This window comes from Variovorax sp. LjRoot84 (genome assembly GCF_964254305.1).
GTDB lineage: Bacteria > Pseudomonadota > Gammaproteobacteria > Burkholderiales > Burkholderiaceae_C > Variovorax.
The window spans coordinates 5,082,732-5,103,158 of the sequence record NZ_CAXUTE020000001.1 but is presented as its reverse complement, the minus strand read 5'-3'; the positions used below and the strand labels follow the sequence as shown (position 1 = coordinate 5,103,158).

Here is a 20,427-nt window from a genome sequence, read left to right as displayed (position 1 = left end):
TTATGGACAAGTCAAAGGGTGCCGACACCTCGGCAACTGCCAACTTTCTCAAGCAACAGCTGCGAAAAGCGCTGATCGAGCAGCGCCTCGCCATGCCCGACCGCCTCGCGCGCGCCGACCTGCTGCAGCGCGTGATGCGGATCTGGCTGGTCGGCCGGCCCGACACCGTGATCGGCGCCTACTGGCCGATTAAGGGCGAGTTCGATCCCTTACCCGCGCTGCACCGCTGGAAGGAAGACGGGGAATTGCTGGACGAGCCGCACCGCCGGCGCATCGGCCTGCCGGTGGTCGACCGCGTCCACAAGATCCTGACCTTTCGCGCGTGGTATCCGGGCTGCCCGATGGAGAACGACGCCTTCAACATTCCGAAGCCGAAGGACACCGAGCTGATCGTGCCCACGCTGCTGTTCGTGCCCTGTCTGGGCTACAGCGCCGGCGGCTACCGCCTGGGCTACGGCGGCGGCTTCTACGACCGCACGCTGGCGGCGCTGGAGCCGCGGCCTTTCACCGTGGGGCTCGGCTTCACGAACGGCTACATCGAGGAGTTCGAGCCTGAGGCGCACGATCTGCCGCTCGACGCCATCCTCAACGACAACGGCGTAGTCTGGCCGGCGGGCTGATTCAGTCCAGCTGATCGACGGTGTCGGGGTCCGGCACTTCGCCGATGGTCTCGCGCGTGACCGCGGCCTGCGACTGCAGCCAGTCGCAGAAGTCCCTGATCTCGGGCCGCTGCGCGTTGCGCGGACCGACGATCAGCCAGTAGGCCATCGGTGAATCCATGCGGTGCTGCGGCAGCACCTCGACCAGGTCGCCGTTGGCCAGGCTCTCGGCGATCAGCGAGCTGCGTGCCAGCACCAGGCCCTGGCCGGTGAGCGCGGCCTGCACCATCTGGTAGGCGTAGTTGAAATAGAGCCAGCGCTTGGGCTGCGCCCGATGCAGGTCGTTGACTTCGAACCAGCGGCGCCAGGTGAGCCATTCGAGGTGCGTGCGGTGCGCATCGCCGGCCTCGATCAGCGCGAAACGCGCGATGTCGGCCGGCGCCTTGATCGCGGGGTTGCTCTTGATCAGCCAGGGGCTCGCCACCGGCGTCAGCGTTTCGCCGAAGAGCCGCACCGCGCCGGCCGGCATGCTCTCGCCGGGGCCGTAGCGCAGCGCGATGTCGATGTCCGCGAGGTCCATGTCCAGCGCCGTGTCGGTGGCGTCGATGCGGATGTCGATCTCGGGGTTGTCGCGCTGGAAGGCCTCGAGCCGCGGGATCAGCCACATCGAGGCGAAGGAGGCAAAAGTCGTGAGCGACACGCTCTTGCGGCCCGCGCTCTGCCGGATCTGGCGCACCGCGCCGTCGATGCGCGGCAGCGACTGCTGCACCGCCAGCAACAACTGGGCGCCGGCGCTCGTGAGCTCGACCGCGCGCGTATGGCGCAGGAACAGGCTCACGCCCACCTCTTCTTCCAGCGACTGGATCTGCCGGCTCACGGCCGACTGGGTCAGCGCCATTTCTTCCGCCGCGGCGCGGAAGTTCAGGTGCCGCGCCACGGCCTCGAAGGCGCGCAGGTGACCGGCCGAGATCGGGCGGGAGCGCAGATGGGTCTGGGAATGCTGCATGGGGTGAGGCTGGATTGATGCGAAAGCGGAATCAGTAGGCTACCGCGTTTTCATTGGACCGCCAACGGGGAAGCGCCGATCATTCATTCCCGAAGCGCGCAATTGCGTTTCGGAGAAAACCCTCTACAGGAGTCTCACATGTCCGCCGCTTGCACCACCACCTCTACGTTCCCGTCCCCGGCCCTGGCACGTCCGGCTGCCGTACCGCCGGCCGTGCGCCGGGGTGCATGGCAGCTGTCCGCGGGCGAGGCGACCAGTCTCAGAGCCTCCAGCGCGAGCATCCTGCGCATCCGGCAAGGCCGGGTGTGGGTCACGCGCGATGCCACCGATGTCTGGGGCAGCGAAGACCTGGTGCTCGCACCGGGCGAAACGCTGGCCGTCGCCGCCGGCGAGCGCATCGTGATGGAGCCCTGGGACAGCCACGGCGCCACTTACAGCTGGGATGTCGCGACGGCCTAGCCCTTCGGGGCTTGCCGGCTATCCAGCAATGTCGAGGCGGGGGCGCAGCGCCAGAAAGCGCTCCAGCGCCTCGGCCCCGTCGAGTTGCTGAAGGATGGCGAGGTCTTCGCCTTCCTCAACGTCCTCGGTCTGGGCCAGGCCCATCTCGAAGCGCTGGTAGCGGCGTTTCGAGAGTCCGCCTTCATAGACCACGCGCATCTCGATGTGCCGCGGGTCGGCCTCCAGGCGGTTCAGCAGGCCCAGCACCTGCTTTCGCGGGCCTTCGAAATGCTGGCAGAAGCGCATGCCGTCGAACACCAGCAGTCCCGTGATTCCCTCCATTGCGTTGCGGGCTCGCGCCCGAGTCACGATTTGGCCCACGACTTCGGTGGGTTGGCCGGGTGCCAGCAGGCTGCAATAGAGGATCTCGTGGAGTTCGGTCATTCGGTCGCGGGTTGGAAGCGAGCGCAGTGTAGGTGCGCCGAACAGCGCGCGAAATGTGAAAAGACATAGGCGCAAGGCCTATAGTGGGTCGGTGAAATTCGAGGACTATCCGGCCCCTGTCCATCCGCCGCGCTGCGCCCATCCGTGCGAGGAGTGCGGCCTGCGCCGGAACCCCGCTTTCCTGCCCGTATCACCCGAGGAACTGCATGCCATCCAGTCCTTCCGCACGGGCACGCGCGTCGTCGATGCTGGCCGGCCCGTGGTCGAGGAAGACCGCCCCAGCGCGCAGCTGTTCACGCTCTATTCCGGTTGGGCCTTTCGCTTCAAGACGCTCAGCGACGGCCGGCGGCAGATCCTGAGCTTCCTGCTGCCGGGCGACTTCATCGGGCTGCAGGACGAGTTTGCCGAGAGTCACACGCACGGCGTCGAGGCGGTGACCGCTGTCACGCTGTGCGTCTTTGCGCGCGACCAGCTCTGGGACCTGTTTCACAGCCAGCCCAAGCTGGGCTACGACATCACGTGGCTGGCGGCGCGCGAGGAAAAGATGGTGGACGACAACCTCGTGACCGCCGGCCGGCGCAACGCGGCCGAGCGGGTCGCGATGCTGCTGATGCATCTCTACCGCCGCGCCGAACGCGTCGGCATGGCCCGCGAGGGCTGGGTCGTGTTTCCGTTCAACCAGCAGCACATCGCCGATGCACTGGGCCTGTCGCTGGTGCACACCAACAAGACTTTGCGGCGGCTGCAGCAGCGCGGGCTCTACAAGCTCGACAGCGGATGGCTGCGCATCCTCGAGCCGCAAGTGCTCGAGACGCTGGGCGACTATTTCGAGCGGCCGCTGCGGCCCACGCCGCTGATCTAGGGCCTGTTAACAGGCCTTGGTCACGGCCATCGCGTATCGTAGAGGCCCCGCCCGGAAATCCCGGGCACGAGCCCCGACCCGGCAGCCGCCGGCCAACCCCCTGACTGCGCTGCCCCTGTGAAACTCCTGTCCCGTCTGCGCCAGGTCGCCATGGTTGGCGGCGTCGAAACTTTCGGGGTGGCCATCGGCGGCATCGCCGGCCTGCTCATCGTCAACGTGATGCCGAAGGACCAGTACGCGGCCTACACCTTCCTGGTCGCGTGCATGACGCTGATCCTGGGCATCACCGACCTCGGGCTCGCCCATTGCACCCTGCCCATCGTCGGCCAGCGCGCGGGCGAAGTGCCGTGGGTCGTGGGCGTCTGCCACCAGGTGTTCCGCAAGCGCTGGCTGTTGCTGGCGCTGGGTCTGGCCGTGATCGGGCCCTACTGGTTCTATACCTCGCAGCAGCATGCGTGGGCCGGGTGGGCCTATCTCACAGCGTCGCTGCTCATGGTCGCCGTCGTCCTGCTGGCGCTCAGGGAGCACTACGCCAACACGGTGCTGCTGATCCTCGGCCAGATCCCGACCCTGAACCGGATCGCCTTCTCGTCCCATTGCGTGCGCATCGCTTTCGTCGGCGTGGTGCTCCTGCTGCCCGCGACGTCCTGGTCGGTGACCGGCATCGTGGCGGCGACCGCCGCGGCGAGCTTCGTCAGCGTGATGCTGTACCGCAAGGCCTTCAGGACACAGCAGTTGCCGGATGCCCATCTCGATGCGGCCGACACGAAGAAGGTGGACGCCCAGGTGCTGCGGATCGCGAAGCCGCTGGTGCTGCCGGCCATCTTCTACCAGGTGCAGGGCGTGATCACCGTGTTCCTGGTGTCCTTGTTCGGCACCGCCAGCATGATGGCCGAGGTCGGCGCCTTCGGCCGCTTGGCCATGGTGCTGATCGTGGTCGACCGGGTGACCAACACCCTGCTGTTCCCGGCCATCGCGCGAGCGCCGGTGGGCGCGCGCCTCGGCGCGATCGTGGCACAGGCCCATGTGGCCTATTTCGCCATGGGCGCCCTGGTCCTGCTGACTTCCTTCTTCTTCCCGCAGTACTGGATCCTGCTCCTGGGCAAGCAGTACACCAGCATGACGCCGCTGGTGTGGATGGTGTTCCTGGCCTCGATCCTGATGAACGCCTCGGGTTTTGCCTTCCGCACCCTGTCGGTCCGCGGCGCGACCGCGGGCCAGACCTACAGCATCGCGGTGACGCTGATCACCCAGATCCTCTATCTGCGGCTGGTGGGCGTGAGCGATCTGCGCTCGGTGCTCGGCTTCGGCATTGCCACCAGCCTGGCCAATTTCGGCTACCAGTACTTCCTCCTGGCCGTGCGCTGGCTGGAGTGGCGCAAGGACGCCGTCGACGAGGCTCAGGCGCGCTTGTAGACCCGGCCGATGGCGGCGGCGATCTTCAGCGAGAGCTGGCGCTTGGCGAGCTCGCCGTCCGAATACGCCTTGATCGGCGCGTTGGCGAAGCGGTAGTACCACTTGCTCGCGGCCGAGGGCGGCATTCCGCGCAGGGCCTGGCGGATGTGGCCGCCATGCCAGGGCTTGACCGAGCCGACCGCGTGCGAAAGGTAGTAGCCGCCGGGCGCGAAATCCATGGCTTCCGGCCCGGCCGTGTTCAGCGGCGCCTCGCAGACGGTGAGGGCGAAGTTCAGCGCGTCCTGGTCGGTCGAATGGAACAAGGCGGCGGAACCGCCGGCCTTGAGCTCCTTGGCATGCTCGTTGTAGGCCACCACCAGGTCGCACAGGCGGCGCCACAGGTCCAGGAACTCGAGATGCGCGCGCGAGACCGCGATGAAGCCCGCGTTGTAGTAGCGGTCGAGCCCGCGCCGCGGCGTGGCGCCGTGCGGTTCGAAGAAGCGCGCCCACAGCAGCCGCTTGGGATGCCGCGCAGGGAAGCACCAGTTGACGTCTTCGGCCAGCGAGATCCCGTCTTCGGTGAACCAGCCGGTCAGCGCGGGCCAGTCGCACTTCACGACGATGTCCGGATCGATGTAGGCCACGACATCCGATTGCGGCGCATGCTTCTCCAGCATCTCGCGGATGAAGGTCGGCTTGTAGTAGGTGAAGTGCAGCGGGGTGTCGAGCTCCAGCATGCACAGCACCAGCCCGGGCGCTGCCTGCAGGCGGCCGGTGGCGCGGTCGAAGGCCGGCGAATCGACGATCCAGCCCGGCAGGGCACCGCGGTAGCCGACCCACAGCTCGCCGGTGTAGCCCGCGGCGATCAGCGAGTTCGCCAGCGCCGCGACGCCGAAGTGGTAGTTCCGTTCGAAAAGCGTGCAGAGCGTGATGTTCATGGAGGGTCGCAGTTGATCGCGCTCGAGTGTAAACAAATGTTCTATAGGTCGATGCGGCAAGACATCATGGCGCGGCCATCAGCTCGACCAGGTCGCGTTCGTAGGCCTTGAGCCGCCGTGCCGCCTGCTCGCGCTGGGACGCGCTGGTGCGCTCGTGCAGCGCCGCCATGTTGCGGCAGCCCTCCTGCAGCAGCGCCCGTTGCCGGTCGCGAGCCGGCCCGGGCGGTGGGTCGGCGATGCGCTGCACGTAGGCATGGATGGCTGCGCGCGCTTCGGCCGGCGGCGTCTTCTCGGCCTGGAAGCGGCGCAACAGGGCAAGCGTCTCCTGCTGGCGCTTCCTGCGCTGGCTGTCGATCAAGCGCGGATCGAACGCCGACTGCGCCACCTGCTGCCTCAGCAGCTCGCGCTGGGACGGATCGAGCCGGCCATAGAAGTCCTCGTTGCGATCCAGAAGCAGCTCGTAGCGCTTCTCCTGCCAGCGGGCGGGGCTGCGTTCGAGCCAGTCCTTGCCGTAGTCGGCATTGATCTTGGCGTACTTGCGCTCGAGCTGCTGCAACTGCGCGTCGCCCAGGCGCAGGGCGAGATCGGCGCCGGCGGGCTCGGCATGCTCCGCCACTGCCACCATGCGCGCTCGGACCTCCTCGCCCATCTCGCAGGCCTGCGCCGGCGTGAAATCGCCGGGCGCGAGGGCCTGGGCTTTCTGCAGCAGCGCGACGATCTTCGGCAACTCGTTCTGGCGATGCCAGGCCAGGAGCTGCACGAGCTCGTCGCGCACGCGCGGCGACTGCGCGCCGTCGAAGTCGAGGTAGCCGTCGAGCCACCAGTAGCTGAATGCGGGCAGGTTGTTGTAGGCCAGCTTGATCGCGCTGCAGGCGGCCAGCGCGGAGGCGACGAGCAGCACGCCGATAATTCGCGCCAGCTTTGCGCAACGCATCCGCATTCGGGAAAGAGGCATGAACAAGACTCCGCAGGACAACCAGGAACCGGTCGACGTCGTCATCATGGCGGCCGGAAAGGGCACGCGCATGAAGAGCAGCTTGCCCAAAGTGTTGCATCGATTGGGCGGGCGCGCACTCGTCTCGCACGTGGTCGACACCGCCCAGCGCATCGGCGCGCGCCACGTGGTGGTCGTGACGGGGCATGGCGCGACCGATGTCGAAGCCGCGCTAGAAAGCGGCGCGAGCGGCAGGGTGCCCCTGTTCGCGCGCCAGGTGCCGCAGCTCGGCACCGGCCACGCGATGCAGCAGGCCGCACCGCTCCTGCCCGACGACGGCACGGTGGTGGTGCTGTCGGGCGACGTGCCGCTGATCGGCGAGGCCACCCTGCGCGCGCTGGTGGCGCAAAGCGGCGGGCGCCGGCTCGCGCTGCTCACGATCCGGGTCGACGATCCGACCGGCTACGGCCGCATCGTGCGGGCCCCTGCGGCCCAGGACGGCGACGGCGAAGTCCTGGCGATCGTCGAAGAGAAGGACGCGAACGAGGCGCAGCGCGCGATCCGCGAGATCTACAGCGGCGTGATGGCGGTGCCGGCCCAGCTGCTGAAGACCTGGCTCGCACGCCTGGACAACAAGAACGCGCAGGGGGAGTACTACCTGACCGACGTGGTCGGCTTCGCCACCATCGATGGCGTGCCCGTGGTCGCGCACCGTACCGACGACGCGTTGCAGGTGGCCGGTGTCAACAGCCCGGCGCAGCTTGCCGCGCTCGAGCGGGCCTATCAGCTTCGCCAGGCCGATGCGCTGATGGCGCAGGGCGTGCGGCTCGCGGACCCGGCGCGCTTCGACCTGCGCGGCACCCTGGCTTGCGAGTCGGATGTGGAGATCGACGTCAACTGCGTCTTCGAAGGCGCGGTGTCGCTGGGGGCGGGCGTGCGCGTGGGTGCCAATTGCGTGATCGCCAACGCGCGCATCGAGACCGGCGCGGTGATCCATCCCTTCACCCACATCGACGGCGAGAAGGCCGGCGTGACGGTCGGCGAGGGTTCGCGCATCGGCCCCTTCGCGCGGCTGCGGCCCGGTGCCCGCCTGGGCGCCGAAGTGCACATCGGCAACTTCGTCGAAGTGAAGAACTCGACCCTGGCTGCCGGTGCCAAGGCCAACCACCTGGCCTACCTGGGCGACGCCACGGTCGGCGCGCGCGTCAACTACGGTGCCGGCAGCATCACGGCCAACTACGACGGCGCCAACAAGCACCGCACGGTGATCGGCGACGACGTGCACGTGGGGAGCAACTGCGTGCTGGTGGCGCCGGTCACGATCGGCGCCGGCGGCACGGTGGGCGGCGGCTCGACCGTGACCAAGAGCACCGAGCCGGGCGCCTTGACGGTGGCGCGCGCGCGGCAGGTCAGCTTCGCGAACTGGCAGCGCCCGACGAAGGCGCCAAAGGACTGATCGGCAGAGGCACGCGCGAAGTGAATTTCGCCCGCTTCAAGCTGAAGAAGGCCTTCACGTTGCGCACATTGGCATCGATGGTGAAGAGGCGCTGCGCGAGCGCCTGGTAGCCGGGCATGTCGCGCACGGTGGCAATCAAGACGAAATCCGGCCCCGGCGAAACCCGGTAGCACTGCTGCACGGCATCGTCCGGCGTCACGCGCGCTTCGAACGCGTCGAGGGCAGCGGCGTCCTGGCGATCCAGCGAGACCTCGATCACGGCGGTGAGCAGTGCGCCGACGCGCTCTGTGCTGAGGATCGCGACCTCGCGCTCGATCCAGCCAGCCTCGCGCAGCCGCCGCACTCGCCGGAGGCAGGTGGGGGCGGAGATGTTGAAGCGCTCGGCCAGCGACTGGTTGCTTTGGGAGGCATCCTGCTGCAGGGCGTCCAGAAGCTGCAGGTCGAATGAATCGAGATCGATTGATTTCACCGAAGCGATGATATTGAAATAATCAGTCAATCACTATCAGTGAAGAAATAATCAAGCAAAAACTGAATGAATTTGATCGCCAATTGCAAGCCGAGCTGCTTAGGATCAGCCTCGGCTTTCAATCCTCAGGAGTTCCTTCATGTGTGGCATCGTCGGCGCCGTTTCCGCTCGCAACATCGTTCCCGTCCTCGTGCAAGGCTTGCAGCGCCTTGAATACCGCGGCTACGACTCCTGCGGCGTGGCCGTGCATGCGAAGGGCCTGCAGCGCGCCCGCACCACGGCGCGCGTGGCCGACCTGCTGGCCCAGGTGCGCGACGACCATATCGAGGGCACGACCGGCATCGCCCACACGCGCTGGGCCACGCACGGTGCGCCGGCGGTGCATAACGCGCATCCGCATTTCAGCCATGGGACCGGCGCCGACGCGGAATCCGCGCGGCCCGGCCGCGTGGCGCTGGTGCACAACGGCATCATCGAGAACCACGAGGCGCTGCGCGCGGCCCTGCAGGCCAAGGGCTATGTGTTCGCAAGCCAGACCGACACCGAAGTCATTGCCCACCTGATCGACAGCCACTACGACGGCGATCTGTTCGAGGCCGTCAAGACCAGCGTGCGGCAGTTGCAGGGCGCCTATGCGATCGCGGCGATCTGCCGCGACGAGCCGCATCGCGTGGTCGGCGCGCGCGCCGGTTCGCCGCTGATTCTCGGCGCCGGCAAGGAGGACGGCGAAAACTTTCTCGCCAGCGACGCGATGGCTCTGGCCGGCGTGACCGACCAGATCGTCTATCTCGAGGAGGGCGATGTGGTCGACATCCAGCCGGGCAAGTACTGGATCGTCGACCGCGCCCACAAGCCGGTCACGCGGCCGGTGCGCACCGTGCTCGCACACAGCGGCGCCGCGGAGCTGGGCCCGTACCGCCACTACATGCAGAAAGAAATCTTCGAGCAGCCGCGCGCGATCTCGGACACGCTCGAAGGCATCGAGGGCATCGTGCCCGAACTCTTCGACGGCGCCGGCAGCGACGGCGCGCCGGGCGCCGCCGCATGGCGCGTGTTCCAGGACATCGACAAGCTGCTGATCCTCGCCTGCGGCACCAGCTACTACAGCGGCTGCACCGCCAAGTACTGGCTCGAAAGCATCGCGAAGATCCCGACCCAGGTCGAGATCGCGAGCGAGTATCGCTACCGCGATTCCGTGCCGGACCCGAAGACGCTGGTCGTCACCATCAGCCAGTCGGGCGAAACCGCCGACACGCTGGCGGCACTGAAGCACGCGCGCTCACTGGGCATGGAGCAGACCCTGACCATCTGCAACGTCGCGACCAGCGCGATGGTGCGCGAATGCAAGCTGGCCTACATCACGCGCGCCGGCGTCGAGATCGGCGTGGCTTCGACCAAGGCCTTCACGGCGCAACTGGCGGGGCTCTTCCTGCTTACGCTCGCACTGGCGCAAGCCAAGGGTCGTTTGAGCGAAGCGGAGGAAGCGCGCTACCTGAAGGAGATGCGGCACATGCCGGTGGCGCTGCAGTCGGTGCTGGCGCTGGAGCCGCAGATCATCAGCTGGGCCGAAGACTTTGCGCGCAAGGAGAACGCGCTCTTCCTCGGCCGCGGGCTGCACTATCCGATCGCGCTCGAAGGCGCGCTCAAGCTCAAGGAAGTGACCTACATCCACGCCGAGGCCTATGCCGCCGGCGAGCTCAAGCACGGCCCGCTCGCGCTGGTCACCAGCGAGATGCCGGTGGTGGCCGTGGCGCCCAACGATGCGCTGCTGGAAAAACTCAAGAGCAACCTGCAGGAAGTGCGCGCGCGCGGCGGCGTGCTCTACGTGCTGGCCGACGGCGACACGCACATCGAGAGCGGCGAAGATTTGCACGTGATCCGCATGCCCGAGCACTACGGTGCGCTGTCACCGATGCTGCACGTGCTGCCGCTGCAGCTGCTGGCCTATCACACGGCCTGCGCGCGCGGGACCGATGTCGACAAGCCGCGGAATCTGGCGAAGAGTGTGACGGTGGAGTAGGGGCGGACGTGGCGCCCGGTCATCATTCACTCTTGGATTTACTAAGGTTGTGGATATTTCTCCCTAGGGAAAAGGCCAGATTTACTAAGATTTTCGGTTGTGGATAATTTTGACTAAAGTTTTCCGCCTGAATGAAAACCGATCACGCGTCGGGACAGCGGAATGCACATCGAAGGAGCGAATCCGGGGCATTCAAGCGAGCATGGTCCCCTCGCTCGCACGTGATCCTTGCAAGCATGGACAGTGGGGCGCACGCCGGCGGCGTGGAGGCGGCCTTCAGTGCCGCCGGGAAGCGATCCGGCGGTCTGGCCCGACTCGGACCTGTAGCTGCCGTTGTACCGCGGTCCTTCAGGCCTGCGGCAGAATCCTTTACCCGCGGCAAAGCCGAGACTCAGGAACATCACACATGGGCGCGCAATGGAAAGCCAAGCACAAGGACCTGGCGGCCAACGCCAAGGGACGCTTGTTCGGCAAGCTCGCGAAGGAAATCATGATCGCCGCCCGCAGCGGGGCCGATCCGGCATCGAATGCCCGGCTGCGGCTGGTGGTCGAGCAGGCGCGCAAGGTCTCGATGCCCAAGGACACGCTGGAGCGGGCCATCAAGAAGGGCGCCGGCCTGACCGGCGAGTCGGTGCATTTCGACCACGTAATCTACGAGGGCTTCGCGCCGCACCGGGTGCCGGTGATGGTCGAATGCCTGACCGACAACGTGAACCGCACCGCGCCGGAGATGCGGGTGCTGTTCCGCAAGGGCCAGCTGGGCGCCTCAGGGTCTGTCGCCTGGGATTTTGACCACCTCGGCATGATCGAGGCCGAACCGCAGCAAGCGGGGGCCGACCCCGAACTGGCCGCCATCGAGGTCGGCGCTCAGGACTTCGAGCGCGGCGAGGAGGGGGTCACGGTCTTCCTGACCGACCCCGTCGACCTCGACTTGGTCAGTCGCGCGCTGCCGGCGCAGGGCTTTTCCGTGCTGTCGGCGAAGCTCGGCTACAGGGCCAAGAACCCGATCGATCCGGCTAACCTGAGCGCCGAGGCGTTGGAGGAGGTCGAGACCTTCCTGGCCGCCATCGATGCTAACGACGACGTGCAGAACGTGTTCGTGGGACTCGCGGGGTAGCTGCGGATGTTGCCACCGGACGGGACCATGCCGCCGGCGTATGTTGCTCCGTCGAATGTTCCCAGCCTTCGGCCTCCTTCATAAATAAGCCGGCTCACGGCCAGAAGCTGTCGGTCGCTGGTGCATCAGAGTTCGTCCAAAACCGGACCCTCGCATCCGACTTTCGCAGCGCACACTTTGGCAGTTCTCCTGTTCTCCTGGTCGTGCAGGCTTGGCCTGTCACCGTGGCAAAGGGTTGCGCACCTCGCCTTGCGGCGTGAGGCTTGCGAGGGACATCGACTTTTTCAGTGCCATTTGCGCAATTGGCTAGACCCTCAGTCGCCCAACCCTGGACGGTTAAGATCTCCTGGGAGAGCGGTAGAGCCATATAATCGCTCTGTAGAGAACGATAAACGGCAACGCCCTTGCGTGACAGGCTCGGGTTGGCAATAATCGCTCCCATGGGAACACTTAGGTCGAATAACAGTTCTGATAAGACCGATAAGCCAAGAGGTTCTGCCTCCGCTTCTCCGATTCCGCTTCCGGTGGAGCGCGCCCTCATGAAGCTGGGAAACGACATCTGCCTAGCTCGTCGGCGCCGGCGCATGTCCCAAGAATCGCTGGCTGTGCGCATCGGCGCATCGCTTTCGACGGTGCGCCGCATGGAGAAGGGCAGTGTCAACACCCCCTTGGTCTTTCTGGCCAGGACGCTGCACGTGTTCAGCGAACTCCCGCGGCTTGAGGACCTCTTGGACACGGCCAAGGACGACATCGGTCTCACACTCATGGACGAGGAGTTGCCGCAGCGCATCCGCACGCCCAAGAAGCCACCAAGCGGGGCGCTGTGATGGCCACCCCGGACATTCGCGAGACGGTCGAAGTCTGCCTTGGCCAGGCGGGCATCCCCATCGGCTCGCTGACCTATACCCGCCAGGGTCGGCGGGAGAACTCAGCCTTTGCTTATAGTCAGGGGTGGCTTGCTAGTTCCGACCGCTTCAAGGTGTCCTCTGACCTTGAGCTGATTGCCGGCCACCAGTTTCGCAAGGCACCAACTAAGGACGATTCGCCGTTCTTCTTCGCCCTTGCCGATACCGTGCCGGACACCTGGGGCCGTCGGGTCATCCTGCGCGACCATGCCAAGCGCCGCCAAAGGGGCGAAAAGCTGCGCGACCTGAACGAACGGGACTTCCTGCTAGCCGTGGACGACTTCAGCCGCATTGGCGCGTTGCGCCTGCGCGATGGTGCAGGCACGTACCACCGCACGGTCGAGGCCGGTAAGCGCGCCACGCCCCCCTTCGTGGACCTGGGCAAGCTCTACTCGGCCAGTCGCGCCGTGGAGACTGGCAAGGAAACAGCGCAGGACCTGCGCTATCTGCGCGGCAACGGAACTTCCCTGGGCGGCATGCGGCCCAAGGCAACCGTCATCGACCAGAGCGGCCTCCTGGCCATCGGCAAGTTTCCGAGCATCAACGACGACCGAAGCATCACCCGTGGGGAGGTGCTGGCGCTGCGCCTGGCGGCCCTTGCCGGCATCGACGTGGCGCACGCACGCATCGAGCCCATCGAAGGTGTCCCGGTTGCGCTTATTCAGCGATTCGACCGTACTGCCGACAGCGGGCGCATCCCGTACATGTCGGCCGCGTCGATGCTACAGGCCTCGCGCCAGGACGAGCACTCGTACACCGAGATTGTTGATGCCATTCGCGCGTATTCCGGGCACCCGGTCGTGGACGCACAGCAGCTGTGGCGCCGCATAGCCTTCAACCATCTCATCACCAACGTCGACGACCACCTCCAGAATCATGGTTTTCTGCACGTCGGCAGCGGCTTCTGGCGACTTGCGCCGGCGTTTGACGTCAATCCGTTCCCGGACAAGGAGCGCGAATCGAAGACCTGGCTCTCCGAGGCTGATGGGCCCATCGTGTCCATTGAACAGCTCGTGGACAGGAGCGACTACTTCAACCTGAACTTGAAGCAGGCCCATGCGGCGCTGGCGGACGTCTACAGCGCAGTGATTCGCTGGCGAGAGGTTGCGGTGAGTGCAGACGTTGGGCTGACCGCAGCGGAACTCGAGGACTTCGCGCCGGCGTTCGAGCATCAGGCGCTTGAGGAAGCCCGCCTGGTGCTGCGCTAAGCACTGCGTGCGAGGGCGGTTCACTCTTTCCGCCAGGTGCAGCACGTGGTTGAGGCTAAGTTCTTCCAAACACGTGAATGACCGCGGTCGGCCAGAAGCCGAACTTCGACCATCGGTCCGAATCGTCCCTCCAGCAGAACCACAGCACACAGAATGCGACCACAAACTGAGTTGACCGCATCGGAAATGGGAGAACTCGTGCAGGACGTGCTCGACTTTGCTCGAGACGACTGGGCATCTTGCTCGGCATGAGCGTGGATTCTCGATGCAGACCCGCCACCATCGGCACCAGATCGCTCGCAGCCGGGGTGCCTGCCGGCGATTGCAGGTCTCGAATGTGTCTCGGATATGCTGCGACCGGCTGTGTGACAACGCAATAATGATCGACGCGACGGCAACGAATCCTGGCAGACACTTGGACCCACGCCCGATGTACATCACCGATCTCACCCACTTCCTGGACAAGTCTGGCGCGATCGGCCCCGTCAAGGGTCCGGCGCGCGCCATGGCACAGTTCCATGTCGACGTGGTCGCCCATGCTTCTGACACCACGGGACACGCCTTGGCCGCACCGAGGTGCTTCAAGTGCAAGAAGAGCGCAGTCGAGGCCGTCCGGGCCCATGATGACGCCATCGTGTGGGCTTGCCCCGCTTGCCGCACAGACGGACGCATTTCGAACTGGCAGGGCAGCCTCTGGGACCTGAGCGATCGCCCGCGGGCCCGCGGCTGACTGGGAGAGTGATCCCATGGGCTTGTCGTCGAGGTTGTTCCTGCTCTCTGCCGACAACACATTGCACGCGCTGGCCAGCGCGGCCTTCATGCGAATGCTGCGGCAGGAAGCCGTCGCTCGCATTCCCGACTTTGCAGGGCAGCGCGTTCGTCAGGCCAACGTCGTCGTCGAAGTGGTGCAGGGAACGCCATCGCGCACGGTGCATTGCACATTCGCCATGCTCGACATTACTCAGCAGTCGGAAATATAGGCGACAGAGGGCGCTTCGAAGAATGATCGAACAAGCCGGCGATTCTTCTGCATGTTGCGCAGTTGCTGGTCGACGCGGATTTCGAGTTTCTCGCCAGCTCGCAATGGGTTGCGAGCCACGCCGGTACGTTTGACGTGACTCCAGACCAGTTCGTCCGGGTTCAGGTCCGGTGCGTAGCCCGGCAGAATGTGCATGCTCAGCTTGCCCTGAGTGGATTCGATGTACTCGCGCACGTTGGCTTTCTTGTGGGCCGGCAATCCGTCGACCACCAAGTGCACCGGCTTGCTGCGACCCTTCATCATCTTCTTGAGCAATTCGATGAACAGTTCGGCATTGAGCGCACCCTGGTAAGTCGCAAACCAGAATCCACCCCTGGCGTTGACGGCCGATGCCGCGGAGATCGACTGGCGTTGGCCGGGCCGCTCGATAACCGGGGTCTTGCCCATGGGCGCCCAGGTCTTGCCGTGCACGGTGTCAGCCCGAAAGCCCGATTCGTCCCAGAAGTAGACGTCGGCACCACTTTGCCTCGCAGCCGTGGCGATGCCGGGGTAGGTTTCACGCTGCCAGCGCTCGATGGCTTGAGGATCGCGTTGGTAGGCGCGTTGCAGCGGCTTTTGCGGGGTCAGTCCGAGCTTGGCCAGCAACGCACCGACTGCGGTCACCCCCATATTCACGCCGAACTTCTGCTCGATCAGCGCCACGACAATGGCGCGTGTCCACAGCCCAAAGTCCAGTCCGTACTGTCGCGGGTCGCGCCCATTGATCCAACGAAATATTTGGCGCTCTTGCGCGGCACTCAGCGTCCGTGGTCGCCCGGTGCCGCGCGTGCCGCGCAATGCCTTGAGTCCCTTGCCTCGACCCGACGAGGCCTTCAGCCATTTGTAGATGGTTGTGCGGCTGAAACCGTAGGCGGCAATCACTGCAGATGGCTTCTCCCCGTCGCGAACTCGCTCCACCGCCATCAGGCGAATCTCTTCAAGCGTTTTGTGATCCAGCGTGCGGCCATCTCGCTTCATGCACTATTGGATCATCAAACCGATCGCCGCGGTGACTTTTGTAGCCTAAATTATCGACTACTAAGAAGCACTACTCGCACCCCATGCTTCATGCGCCGGGGTCGGGCCTGCCCGATGAACAACTACTGAGTAATGCCGACGGAGCGTTGGATGTCGAGCGGTGGAACGCCCAGCAATTCGCCCGCGTGGACGACCCGTTGGCGCCTGCGCGGCCAGCGCCAGCAACCAAAGGCCACGTCGTCGATTCAGCGAGCCGCTTTATCGCCCGAGGTGGCTCCTGGGAGCCCAATCAATCCCTGCTGCGCCGCATCGAAGCCGCGGCGCTGGGGAAACTGGCGTGTCCGCGGGTGCGGGTGGTTCGTTGAAGCAGGGTGCCCCGCTTGACGAAGAAATCGTTGAGATGCTGAACAGGGTTGCCGAAACGCATCGCTACACGCAACGGACTCGTCACCGCAGCGCCGCGTTGGCTAGGCGCTGGTTCGTGAGGGTGCGTAGTTCGACAACCGGCCAGTACCTGCCGCTGGCAACCTGCGCCGCGCGCAGCGGCGTCACGATGCCCCCGGAACCTCAAGGAACCGCGCGTGACTGACTCTCACTTGCCAGTTCACAAACAACTTGGCCGTGCGCTTACCGCAGGTCGAAAGGACACTCACGATGACCATCACCATCACCGCCTTTGAACGGTCGCCCGACGGCGGCAAGGGTCTGGCGCGCGACACGCGCGTCCGCTGGGCGCTGGAGGAAGCCGGCCTGCCCTACGAGGTGCGCCTGGTGTCCTTCCGCGCGATGAAGGAGGCCGCGCATCTGGCGCTGCATCCCTTCGGCCAGATCCCCACCTACGAAGAAGGCGACCTCGCGCTGTTCGAGACCGGCTCCATCGTGCTGCACATCGCCGAGCGCCACTCGGGCCTGTTCCCCGCCGATGCCAACGCAAGGGCGCGCGCCATCACGTGGATGTTCGCGGCGCTCAATACGGTCGAGCCTCCCATCCTCGAACTCGTCACCGTCAAGCTGGTGGAAGGCGACAGGCCCTGGAAGGCCGAGCGCCTGCCCCTCGTCGAGGACCGGGTGCGCGCCCGACTGAACCAGCTGGCCGCCCGCCTGGGTGACGGCGACTGGCTGGACGGCGGCTTCAGCGCGGGCGACCTGCTGATGGTGTCGGTGCTGCTCCGGCTAAGACCGTCCGGCCTGCTGAACGAGTTTCCCAGCCTGGCCGCCTATGTCGCTCGCGGCGAAGCGCGGCCGGCCTACCAGCGGGCGTTCGCCGCGCAGCTGGCGATCAACGCCGCCCCCTTACCGGCGGGCTGACGGGGCGCCGCTGCCGGCGCGGACGAAGCGATGCACAGCCGTCGCCCTGGCCGCCGCAGGCGAGCCGTTCAAGGTGGGTTCGCCGGACGCTCACGGACGACGAGAAGACGTGAGCGCCGAAGGTCCGCTTCTATGCCGCGGAACTTCCGGGGCGACTCAGAGCCCAGCGGAAGCGGTCATTGGTAGGGGTCAATCGACGACTGGGAGAACACGGCAACCGAACGGCCACACTCGAAGTTGCGAACTCGCACTCTCGACCCCAGAGCCGAAACACGGCGCTTCCGAAACAGAGCATTCGCGACTTCGTCGAGCGCGGTTTCCGCTTCGAGGATGCGCTCGACGCTTGGTGTCCACCTGATTCGGGCGTCGAATCACTCGCAACGGCCATGCGCTGCTGACCTGGCAGGCTTCTGTGCGAAGATGCGCCCTGACGCGGCTACCGCGCGGTGGTCTCGATGGAGGGACCCCTGCATGCCCACTCCCGCACCCGGCCCATCCTCCCCCGCGATCCGCGCGTTGCTGTTGTGCGACCTGGTCGCCAGCACCCACCTCGTCGAGTGCCTGGGCGACGCCGCTGCGGCCGAGTTGATGGCACGCCACGACCGCATCGCGCGTGACCTGCTCGCTGCCCACGGCGGCCGCGAGATCGACAAGAGCGACGGATTCCTGCTGCTGTTCGAGCGGCCGGTCGAGGCGGTGCGCTTCGCGCTTGCCTATCAGGCGCAGCTGCGCGAACTCGGCGCCCAGTCGAAGACTGCCTTCGCCTCGCGCGTGGGCATTCATCTCGGCGAGGTGGTGCTGCGCGAGAACGCGGCCGCCGACATCGCGCGAGGCGCCAAGCCGTTGGAGGTCGAGGGCCTGGCCAAGGCCATCGCCGCGCGCGTCATGTCGCTCGCCGGCCAGGGGCGCATTCTGATGACGCGCACGGCCTACGACTTCGCGCGCCGGGGTGCGGTGGGCCATGCCGACGAGGCCGCGCTGCGCTGGGCCGTGCACGGGCCGTACCGGATGGCCGGCGTCGACGATCCGGTGGAGGTCTGCGAAGTGGCGGCCGCCGGCGCTGACGCGCTGACGCCGCCTCCAAGCGCGGAAAAGGCGCAGCGCGTGGCCCAGGCCACCACATCGCCGACGTCCGCAGCGCCGGCCGCCGGACCGCTGCTCGCCGTGCTTGCGTTCGACAACCTGTCCAATGACCCCGAGATGCAGTTCTTCTCCGACGGCGTCAGCGAGGAAATCATTCAGCGCGTATCGCGTGGCAGCCAGCTCAGGGTGATCGGCCGCACGTCGAGCTTCCAGTTCCGCGGCGATCGCAAGGCCGAGGCGGCGAACGCCTTGCATTGCACCCACGTGCTCGACGGCTCGATCCGCCGCGCAGCAGCCCGCGTGCGGGTCAGCGCGCACCTGATGGAGGCCGCCTCGCAGACCACACTGTGGTCGGAACGCTTCGAGCGCGGGCTGGAAGACATCTTCGCCGTGCAGGACGAGATCTCCGAGAACATCGCCCGCGCGCTCGATCAGGCCTTCGCCAGCGCGCCGGCCCCGACGGTGGAGCCGGCGGTGTACGACCTCTACCTCCGATCGAGGCCCAAGGGCTACGCGCCCGACGAACTGCGCACCCACGTCGGCGTGCTGGAGCTGGTGACCACGCGCGCACCGCAGTTCGCCGCGGCATGGGGGCGGCTGGCCTATCTGCGTGCCTTCTTGCGCTTCTACCAGCCGTTCGCCGAGCGCGCGGCCAGCGCGGCGCAGGTGAACCGCGAAGCCGAGCGCGCGCTGTCGCTCGATGCGCAGAACCTCGACGCGATGGCAGGGCAGTACTTCGTGATCGCGCCGTTCGGGCGTTTCGTCGAGGCCGATGCCGCGCTCGTTCGTCTGCGCCGCGCACCCGGCACGGGCGACGGGCAGCGCTACACCGGCTGGGCCCTGCGCCACTTCGGCTGGATGCGCGAGGCGCTGACGGCCACCGAGCAGGCCTACCAGCTCGATGTGCTGGATCCGATGTCGGCCAACCTCCTCGCCCTCGCACGCATGGCGGCAGGCCATATCGCCGACGCCATTCCCGTGTTTGAGGAACTGGTGGAGCGCATGCCTACGATGAGCTTTCCGGTGTCGAGCCTGCTGCGTGCCCACGCATTCCAGCAGGACTGGGCCGCAGTGGACCGGCTGCTCGCGCTGGCCGAGCAGCGCCAGCTGCGCGAGTTCCAGGACGGGCTGCCCTTCATCCGCGCCAAGCGCGACCCCTCGCCCGAGCACATCGGTGCGTGGCGCGAGGAGCTCGCGGCGCATGTTCGCAAGACGGGCCGGGTCGACGTGTCACGCCTCGTGTACGCGGCCCACCTGGGCCTGGTGGACGAGGCTTACGCCGCCGCCGACGCCGCACGCCTGGGGCCGGCCGGTCATGCCGACGACATCATGGGGCCCGACGGCTACCGCACCGCGCTGTTGTTCCAGGCCAGCATGCCCGAGCTGCGCAACGATCGGCGTTTCGCGCCGTTGTGCGCGCGGCTCGGACTCGTCGAGTTCTGGCTGGCCAGCGGCAAGTGGCCCGACTGCGCGAGCGAAGTGCCCTACGACTTCCAGCGCGCATGCGAGCAGGCACGGGCCGTGCCGAAAGAAGACTTCGGCTTCTGAGCGCCCGCGCCCGGCGCTTCACACGGTCACGAACGACTCGCCCTTGTGCGCGGCGGTGACCCCGTCGAGCGTGGCGTTCACCGACTTCCAGCTCTTCAGCGCCTTGATGCGCGCCAGCCAGCCCTGCACGTAGGGATAGGCCGTGAAATCGCAACCGATCACTTCGCCCAAGGTGAGCAGTCCGGCGCCGAAATGGTCCGCGATGCTGATCGCATCCCCGCACACGTAGTTGTGCCCGGGGCCGAGGATGTGGTCGTTGAGGACTTGCAGCCACACCTTCGAGCGCTCCTGGCCCCATTGCACCGTGCCGGCCTGCGCTTCGTCGCTGCGCCGCTTGTGGTGCGGCAACAGCTGGGCGAACACCAGGCCGAAGCAGTAGTCGCGGCTCAGTTGGGTGTTGAACCAGTCCATGCGCTCGTTGACGCGGGCCCGCTGCTGCAGGCCCTTGGGGTACAGCGGCGAGTCGATCTTGTCGGCCAGGTATTTCAGGATCGCCGAGCTCTCGGTGAGGCGGAAATCACCGTCCTCCAGCATCGGCACCAGCGCATTCGGGTTGAGCGCACGATAGGCCGGCTGCAGGTGCTCGCCCTTGAAGATGTCGACCACCTTCAGGTCGAGATCGATACCGCTCTCCGCAGCGAAGAGCAGTACGGGCCTGCTCGCGGTGGAAGCGGGGTGGTAGTAGAGCTTCATCTCAGGTC

The 20,427-nt window shown here is 66.3% G+C and carries 21 protein-coding genes; 14 read left to right on the top strand and 7 right to left on the bottom strand.

Features of this window, described 5'->3' with window-relative positions:
* Positions 1-2: 2 nt before the first annotated feature.
* Entirely contained in the window at positions 3-620 is a 618-nt protein-coding gene (locus ACSQ9I_RS25285; protein WP_093104122.1) for a 5-formyltetrahydrofolate cyclo-ligase, read from the top strand.
* A 1-nt stretch (position 621) separates the two neighbouring features.
* Here ACSQ9I_RS25285 and ACSQ9I_RS25280 read toward each other — a convergent pair whose 3' ends face one another.
* Positions 622-1,605, bottom strand: a complete 984-nt coding sequence (locus tag ACSQ9I_RS25280) for a LysR substrate-binding domain-containing protein (RefSeq protein WP_436305398.1) — start codon at positions 1,603-1,605, stop codon at positions 622-624.
* Positions 1,606-1,743: 138 nt separating this feature from the next.
* Between ACSQ9I_RS25280 and ACSQ9I_RS25275 the strand changes: the two genes are divergently transcribed.
* Positions 1,744-2,064, top strand: a complete 321-nt coding sequence (locus tag ACSQ9I_RS25275; RefSeq protein ID WP_093104125.1) for a DUF2917 domain-containing protein — start codon at positions 1,744-1,746, stop codon at positions 2,062-2,064.
* An 18-nt stretch (positions 2,065-2,082) separates the two neighbouring features.
* Here ACSQ9I_RS25275 and ACSQ9I_RS25270 read toward each other — a convergent pair whose 3' ends face one another.
* Complete coding sequence (locus tag ACSQ9I_RS25270; protein WP_436314896.1) at positions 2,083-2,487, bottom strand: BLUF domain-containing protein; 405 nt, start codon at positions 2,485-2,487, stop codon at positions 2,083-2,085.
* Between the two features lie 91 nt (positions 2,488-2,578).
* On the opposite strand from ACSQ9I_RS25270, the gene ACSQ9I_RS25265 reads away from it, so the two are divergent.
* Both ACSQ9I_RS25265 and ACSQ9I_RS25260 read left to right on the top strand, forming a co-directional pair.
* Entirely contained in the window at positions 2,579-3,349 is a 771-nt protein-coding gene (locus ACSQ9I_RS25265; RefSeq protein WP_436314895.1) for a Crp/Fnr family transcriptional regulator, read from the top strand.
* A gap of 117 nt (positions 3,350-3,466) precedes the next feature.
* On the top strand, positions 3,467-4,765 hold the full coding sequence (locus ACSQ9I_RS25260) for a hypothetical protein (RefSeq protein ID WP_436314894.1): 1,299 nt from the start codon (positions 3,467-3,469) through the stop codon (positions 4,763-4,765).
* On the opposite strand, the gene ACSQ9I_RS25255 is transcribed toward ACSQ9I_RS25260, so the two are convergent.
* Both ACSQ9I_RS25255 and ACSQ9I_RS25250 read right to left on the bottom strand, forming a co-directional pair.
* Entirely contained in the window at positions 4,750-5,682 is a 933-nt protein-coding gene (locus tag ACSQ9I_RS25255; protein ID WP_436305393.1) for a hypothetical protein, read from the bottom strand. The genes ACSQ9I_RS25260 and ACSQ9I_RS25255 overlap by 16 nt on opposite strands.
* Positions 5,683-5,746: 64 nt before the next feature.
* A complete protein-coding gene (locus tag ACSQ9I_RS25250) occupies positions 5,747-6,637 on the bottom strand; it encodes a DUF6279 family lipoprotein (RefSeq protein ID WP_436314893.1) in 891 nt (296 codons plus the stop codon).
* Here ACSQ9I_RS25250 and glmU point away from each other — a divergent pair.
* Positions 6,636-8,072 (top strand): bifunctional UDP-N-acetylglucosamine diphosphorylase/glucosamine-1-phosphate N-acetyltransferase GlmU, encoded by a 1,437-nt coding sequence (gene glmU / locus ACSQ9I_RS25245; RefSeq protein ID WP_436314892.1) that lies wholly within the window; start codon positions 6,636-6,638, stop codon positions 8,070-8,072. The genes ACSQ9I_RS25250 and glmU overlap by 2 nt on opposite strands.
* On the opposite strand, the gene ACSQ9I_RS25240 is transcribed toward glmU, so the two are convergent.
* Positions 8,026-8,541, bottom strand: a complete 516-nt coding sequence (locus ACSQ9I_RS25240; RefSeq protein WP_436314891.1) for an Lrp/AsnC family transcriptional regulator — start codon at positions 8,539-8,541, stop codon at positions 8,026-8,028. The two genes, glmU and ACSQ9I_RS25240, sit on opposite strands and share 47 nt — an antisense overlap.
* A 139-nt stretch (positions 8,542-8,680) precedes the next feature.
* On the opposite strand from ACSQ9I_RS25240, the gene glmS reads away from it, so the two are divergent.
* The 6 genes from glmS to ACSQ9I_RS25210 all read left to right on the top strand — a co-directional run bounded on the left by glmS (position 8,681) and on the right by ACSQ9I_RS25210 (position 14,771).
* Positions 8,681-10,561, top strand: a complete 1,881-nt coding sequence (gene glmS / locus ACSQ9I_RS25235) for a glutamine--fructose-6-phosphate transaminase (isomerizing) (protein WP_436314889.1) — start codon at positions 8,681-8,683, stop codon at positions 10,559-10,561.
* Between the two features lie 406 nt (positions 10,562-10,967).
* On the top strand, positions 10,968-11,678 hold the full coding sequence (locus ACSQ9I_RS25230) for a YebC/PmpR family DNA-binding transcriptional regulator (protein WP_436314888.1): 711 nt from the start codon (positions 10,968-10,970) through the stop codon (positions 11,676-11,678).
* A gap of 584 nt (positions 11,679-12,262) precedes the next feature.
* Positions 12,263-12,505, top strand: a complete 243-nt coding sequence (locus ACSQ9I_RS25225; RefSeq protein ID WP_436314887.1) for a helix-turn-helix domain-containing protein — start codon at positions 12,263-12,265, stop codon at positions 12,503-12,505.
* A complete protein-coding gene (locus ACSQ9I_RS25220; RefSeq protein ID WP_436314886.1) occupies positions 12,505-13,791 on the top strand; it encodes a type II toxin-antitoxin system HipA family toxin in 1,287 nt (428 codons plus the stop codon). The genes ACSQ9I_RS25225 and ACSQ9I_RS25220 overlap by 1 nt, the downstream gene beginning before the upstream one ends.
* Positions 13,792-14,221: 430 nt before the next feature.
* Positions 14,222-14,521, top strand: a complete 300-nt coding sequence (locus ACSQ9I_RS25215; RefSeq protein WP_436314885.1) for a hypothetical protein — start codon at positions 14,222-14,224, stop codon at positions 14,519-14,521.
* 16 nt (positions 14,522-14,537) lie between these two features.
* A complete protein-coding gene (locus ACSQ9I_RS25210) occupies positions 14,538-14,771 on the top strand; it encodes a hypothetical protein (protein WP_436314884.1) in 234 nt (77 codons plus the stop codon).
* On the opposite strand, the gene ACSQ9I_RS25205 is transcribed toward ACSQ9I_RS25210, so the two are convergent.
* The gene (locus tag ACSQ9I_RS25205) at positions 14,753-15,787 is read right to left on the bottom strand and encodes an IS630 family transposase (protein ID WP_106561526.1); all 1,035 of its coding nucleotides are present in this window, start codon (positions 15,785-15,787) and stop codon (positions 14,753-14,755) included. The two genes, ACSQ9I_RS25210 and ACSQ9I_RS25205, sit on opposite strands and share 19 nt — an antisense overlap.
* Before the next feature lie 83 nt (positions 15,788-15,870).
* Here ACSQ9I_RS25205 and ACSQ9I_RS25200 point away from each other — a divergent pair, with 83 nt between their 5' ends.
* From ACSQ9I_RS25200 to ACSQ9I_RS25190, 3 genes are all read left to right on the top strand, one after another.
* Positions 15,871-16,152, top strand: a complete 282-nt coding sequence (locus tag ACSQ9I_RS25200; protein WP_436314883.1) for a hypothetical protein — start codon at positions 15,871-15,873, stop codon at positions 16,150-16,152.
* Between the two features lie 289 nt (positions 16,153-16,441).
* Complete coding sequence (locus ACSQ9I_RS25195; protein ID WP_436314882.1) at positions 16,442-17,095, top strand: glutathione S-transferase family protein; 654 nt, start codon at positions 16,442-16,444, stop codon at positions 17,093-17,095.
* Between the two features lie 471 nt (positions 17,096-17,566).
* Positions 17,567-19,726, top strand: coding sequence for a hypothetical protein (locus ACSQ9I_RS25190; RefSeq protein WP_436314881.1), 2,160 nt, complete (start codon positions 17,567-17,569; stop codon positions 19,724-19,726).
* A gap of 18 nt (positions 19,727-19,744) precedes the next feature.
* Here ACSQ9I_RS25190 and ACSQ9I_RS25185 read toward each other — a convergent pair whose 3' ends face one another.
* On the bottom strand, positions 19,745-20,419 hold the full coding sequence (locus ACSQ9I_RS25185) for a glutathione S-transferase family protein (protein WP_436307561.1): 675 nt from the start codon (positions 20,417-20,419) through the stop codon (positions 19,745-19,747).
* Positions 20,420-20,427 lie beyond the last annotated feature (8 nt).

Bases quoted from the DNA above. Each gene is read 5' to 3' on its own strand.
- glmS (WP_436314889.1), top strand. From the start codon at position 8,681: ATGTGTGGCATCGTCGGCGCCGTTTCCGCTCGCAACATCGTTCCCGTC.
- ACSQ9I_RS25195 (WP_436314882.1), top strand. From the start codon at position 16,442: ATGACCATCACCATCACCGCCTTTGAACGGTCGCCCGACGGCGGCAAG.
- glmU (WP_436314892.1), top strand. From the start codon at position 6,636: ATGAACAAGACTCCGCAGGACAACCAGGAACCGGTCGACGTCGTCATC.
- ACSQ9I_RS25250 (WP_436314893.1), bottom strand. From the start codon at position 6,637: ATGCCTCTTTCCCGAATGCGGATGCGTTGCGCAAAGCTGGCGCGAATT.
- ACSQ9I_RS25285 (WP_093104122.1), top strand. From the start codon at position 3: ATGGACAAGTCAAAGGGTGCCGACACCTCGGCAACTGCCAACTTTCTC.
- ACSQ9I_RS25190 (WP_436314881.1), top strand. From the start codon at position 17,567: ATGCCCACTCCCGCACCCGGCCCATCCTCCCCCGCGATCCGCGCGTTG.
- ACSQ9I_RS25210 (WP_436314884.1), top strand. From the start codon at position 14,538: ATGGGCTTGTCGTCGAGGTTGTTCCTGCTCTCTGCCGACAACACATTG.
- ACSQ9I_RS25215 (WP_436314885.1), top strand. From the start codon at position 14,222: ATGTACATCACCGATCTCACCCACTTCCTGGACAAGTCTGGCGCGATC.
- ACSQ9I_RS25205 (WP_106561526.1), bottom strand. From the start codon at position 15,787: ATGAAGCGAGATGGCCGCACGCTGGATCACAAAACGCTTGAAGAGATT.
- ACSQ9I_RS25220 (WP_436314886.1), top strand. From the start codon at position 12,505: ATGGCCACCCCGGACATTCGCGAGACGGTCGAAGTCTGCCTTGGCCAG.
- ACSQ9I_RS25255 (WP_436305393.1), bottom strand. From the start codon at position 5,682: ATGAACATCACGCTCTGCACGCTTTTCGAACGGAACTACCACTTCGGC.
- ACSQ9I_RS25185 (WP_436307561.1), bottom strand. From the start codon at position 20,419: ATGAAGCTCTACTACCACCCCGCTTCCACCGCGAGCAGGCCCGTACTG.
- ACSQ9I_RS25280 (WP_436305398.1), bottom strand. From the start codon at position 1,605: ATGCAGCATTCCCAGACCCATCTGCGCTCCCGCCCGATCTCGGCCGGT.
- ACSQ9I_RS25200 (WP_436314883.1), top strand. From the start codon at position 15,871: ATGCTTCATGCGCCGGGGTCGGGCCTGCCCGATGAACAACTACTGAGT.
- ACSQ9I_RS25270 (WP_436314896.1), bottom strand. From the start codon at position 2,487: ATGACCGAACTCCACGAGATCCTCTATTGCAGCCTGCTGGCACCCGGC.
- ACSQ9I_RS25230 (WP_436314888.1), top strand. From the start codon at position 10,968: ATGGGCGCGCAATGGAAAGCCAAGCACAAGGACCTGGCGGCCAACGCC.
- ACSQ9I_RS25275 (WP_093104125.1), top strand. From the start codon at position 1,744: ATGTCCGCCGCTTGCACCACCACCTCTACGTTCCCGTCCCCGGCCCTG.
- ACSQ9I_RS25225 (WP_436314887.1), top strand. From the start codon at position 12,263: ATGTCCCAAGAATCGCTGGCTGTGCGCATCGGCGCATCGCTTTCGACG.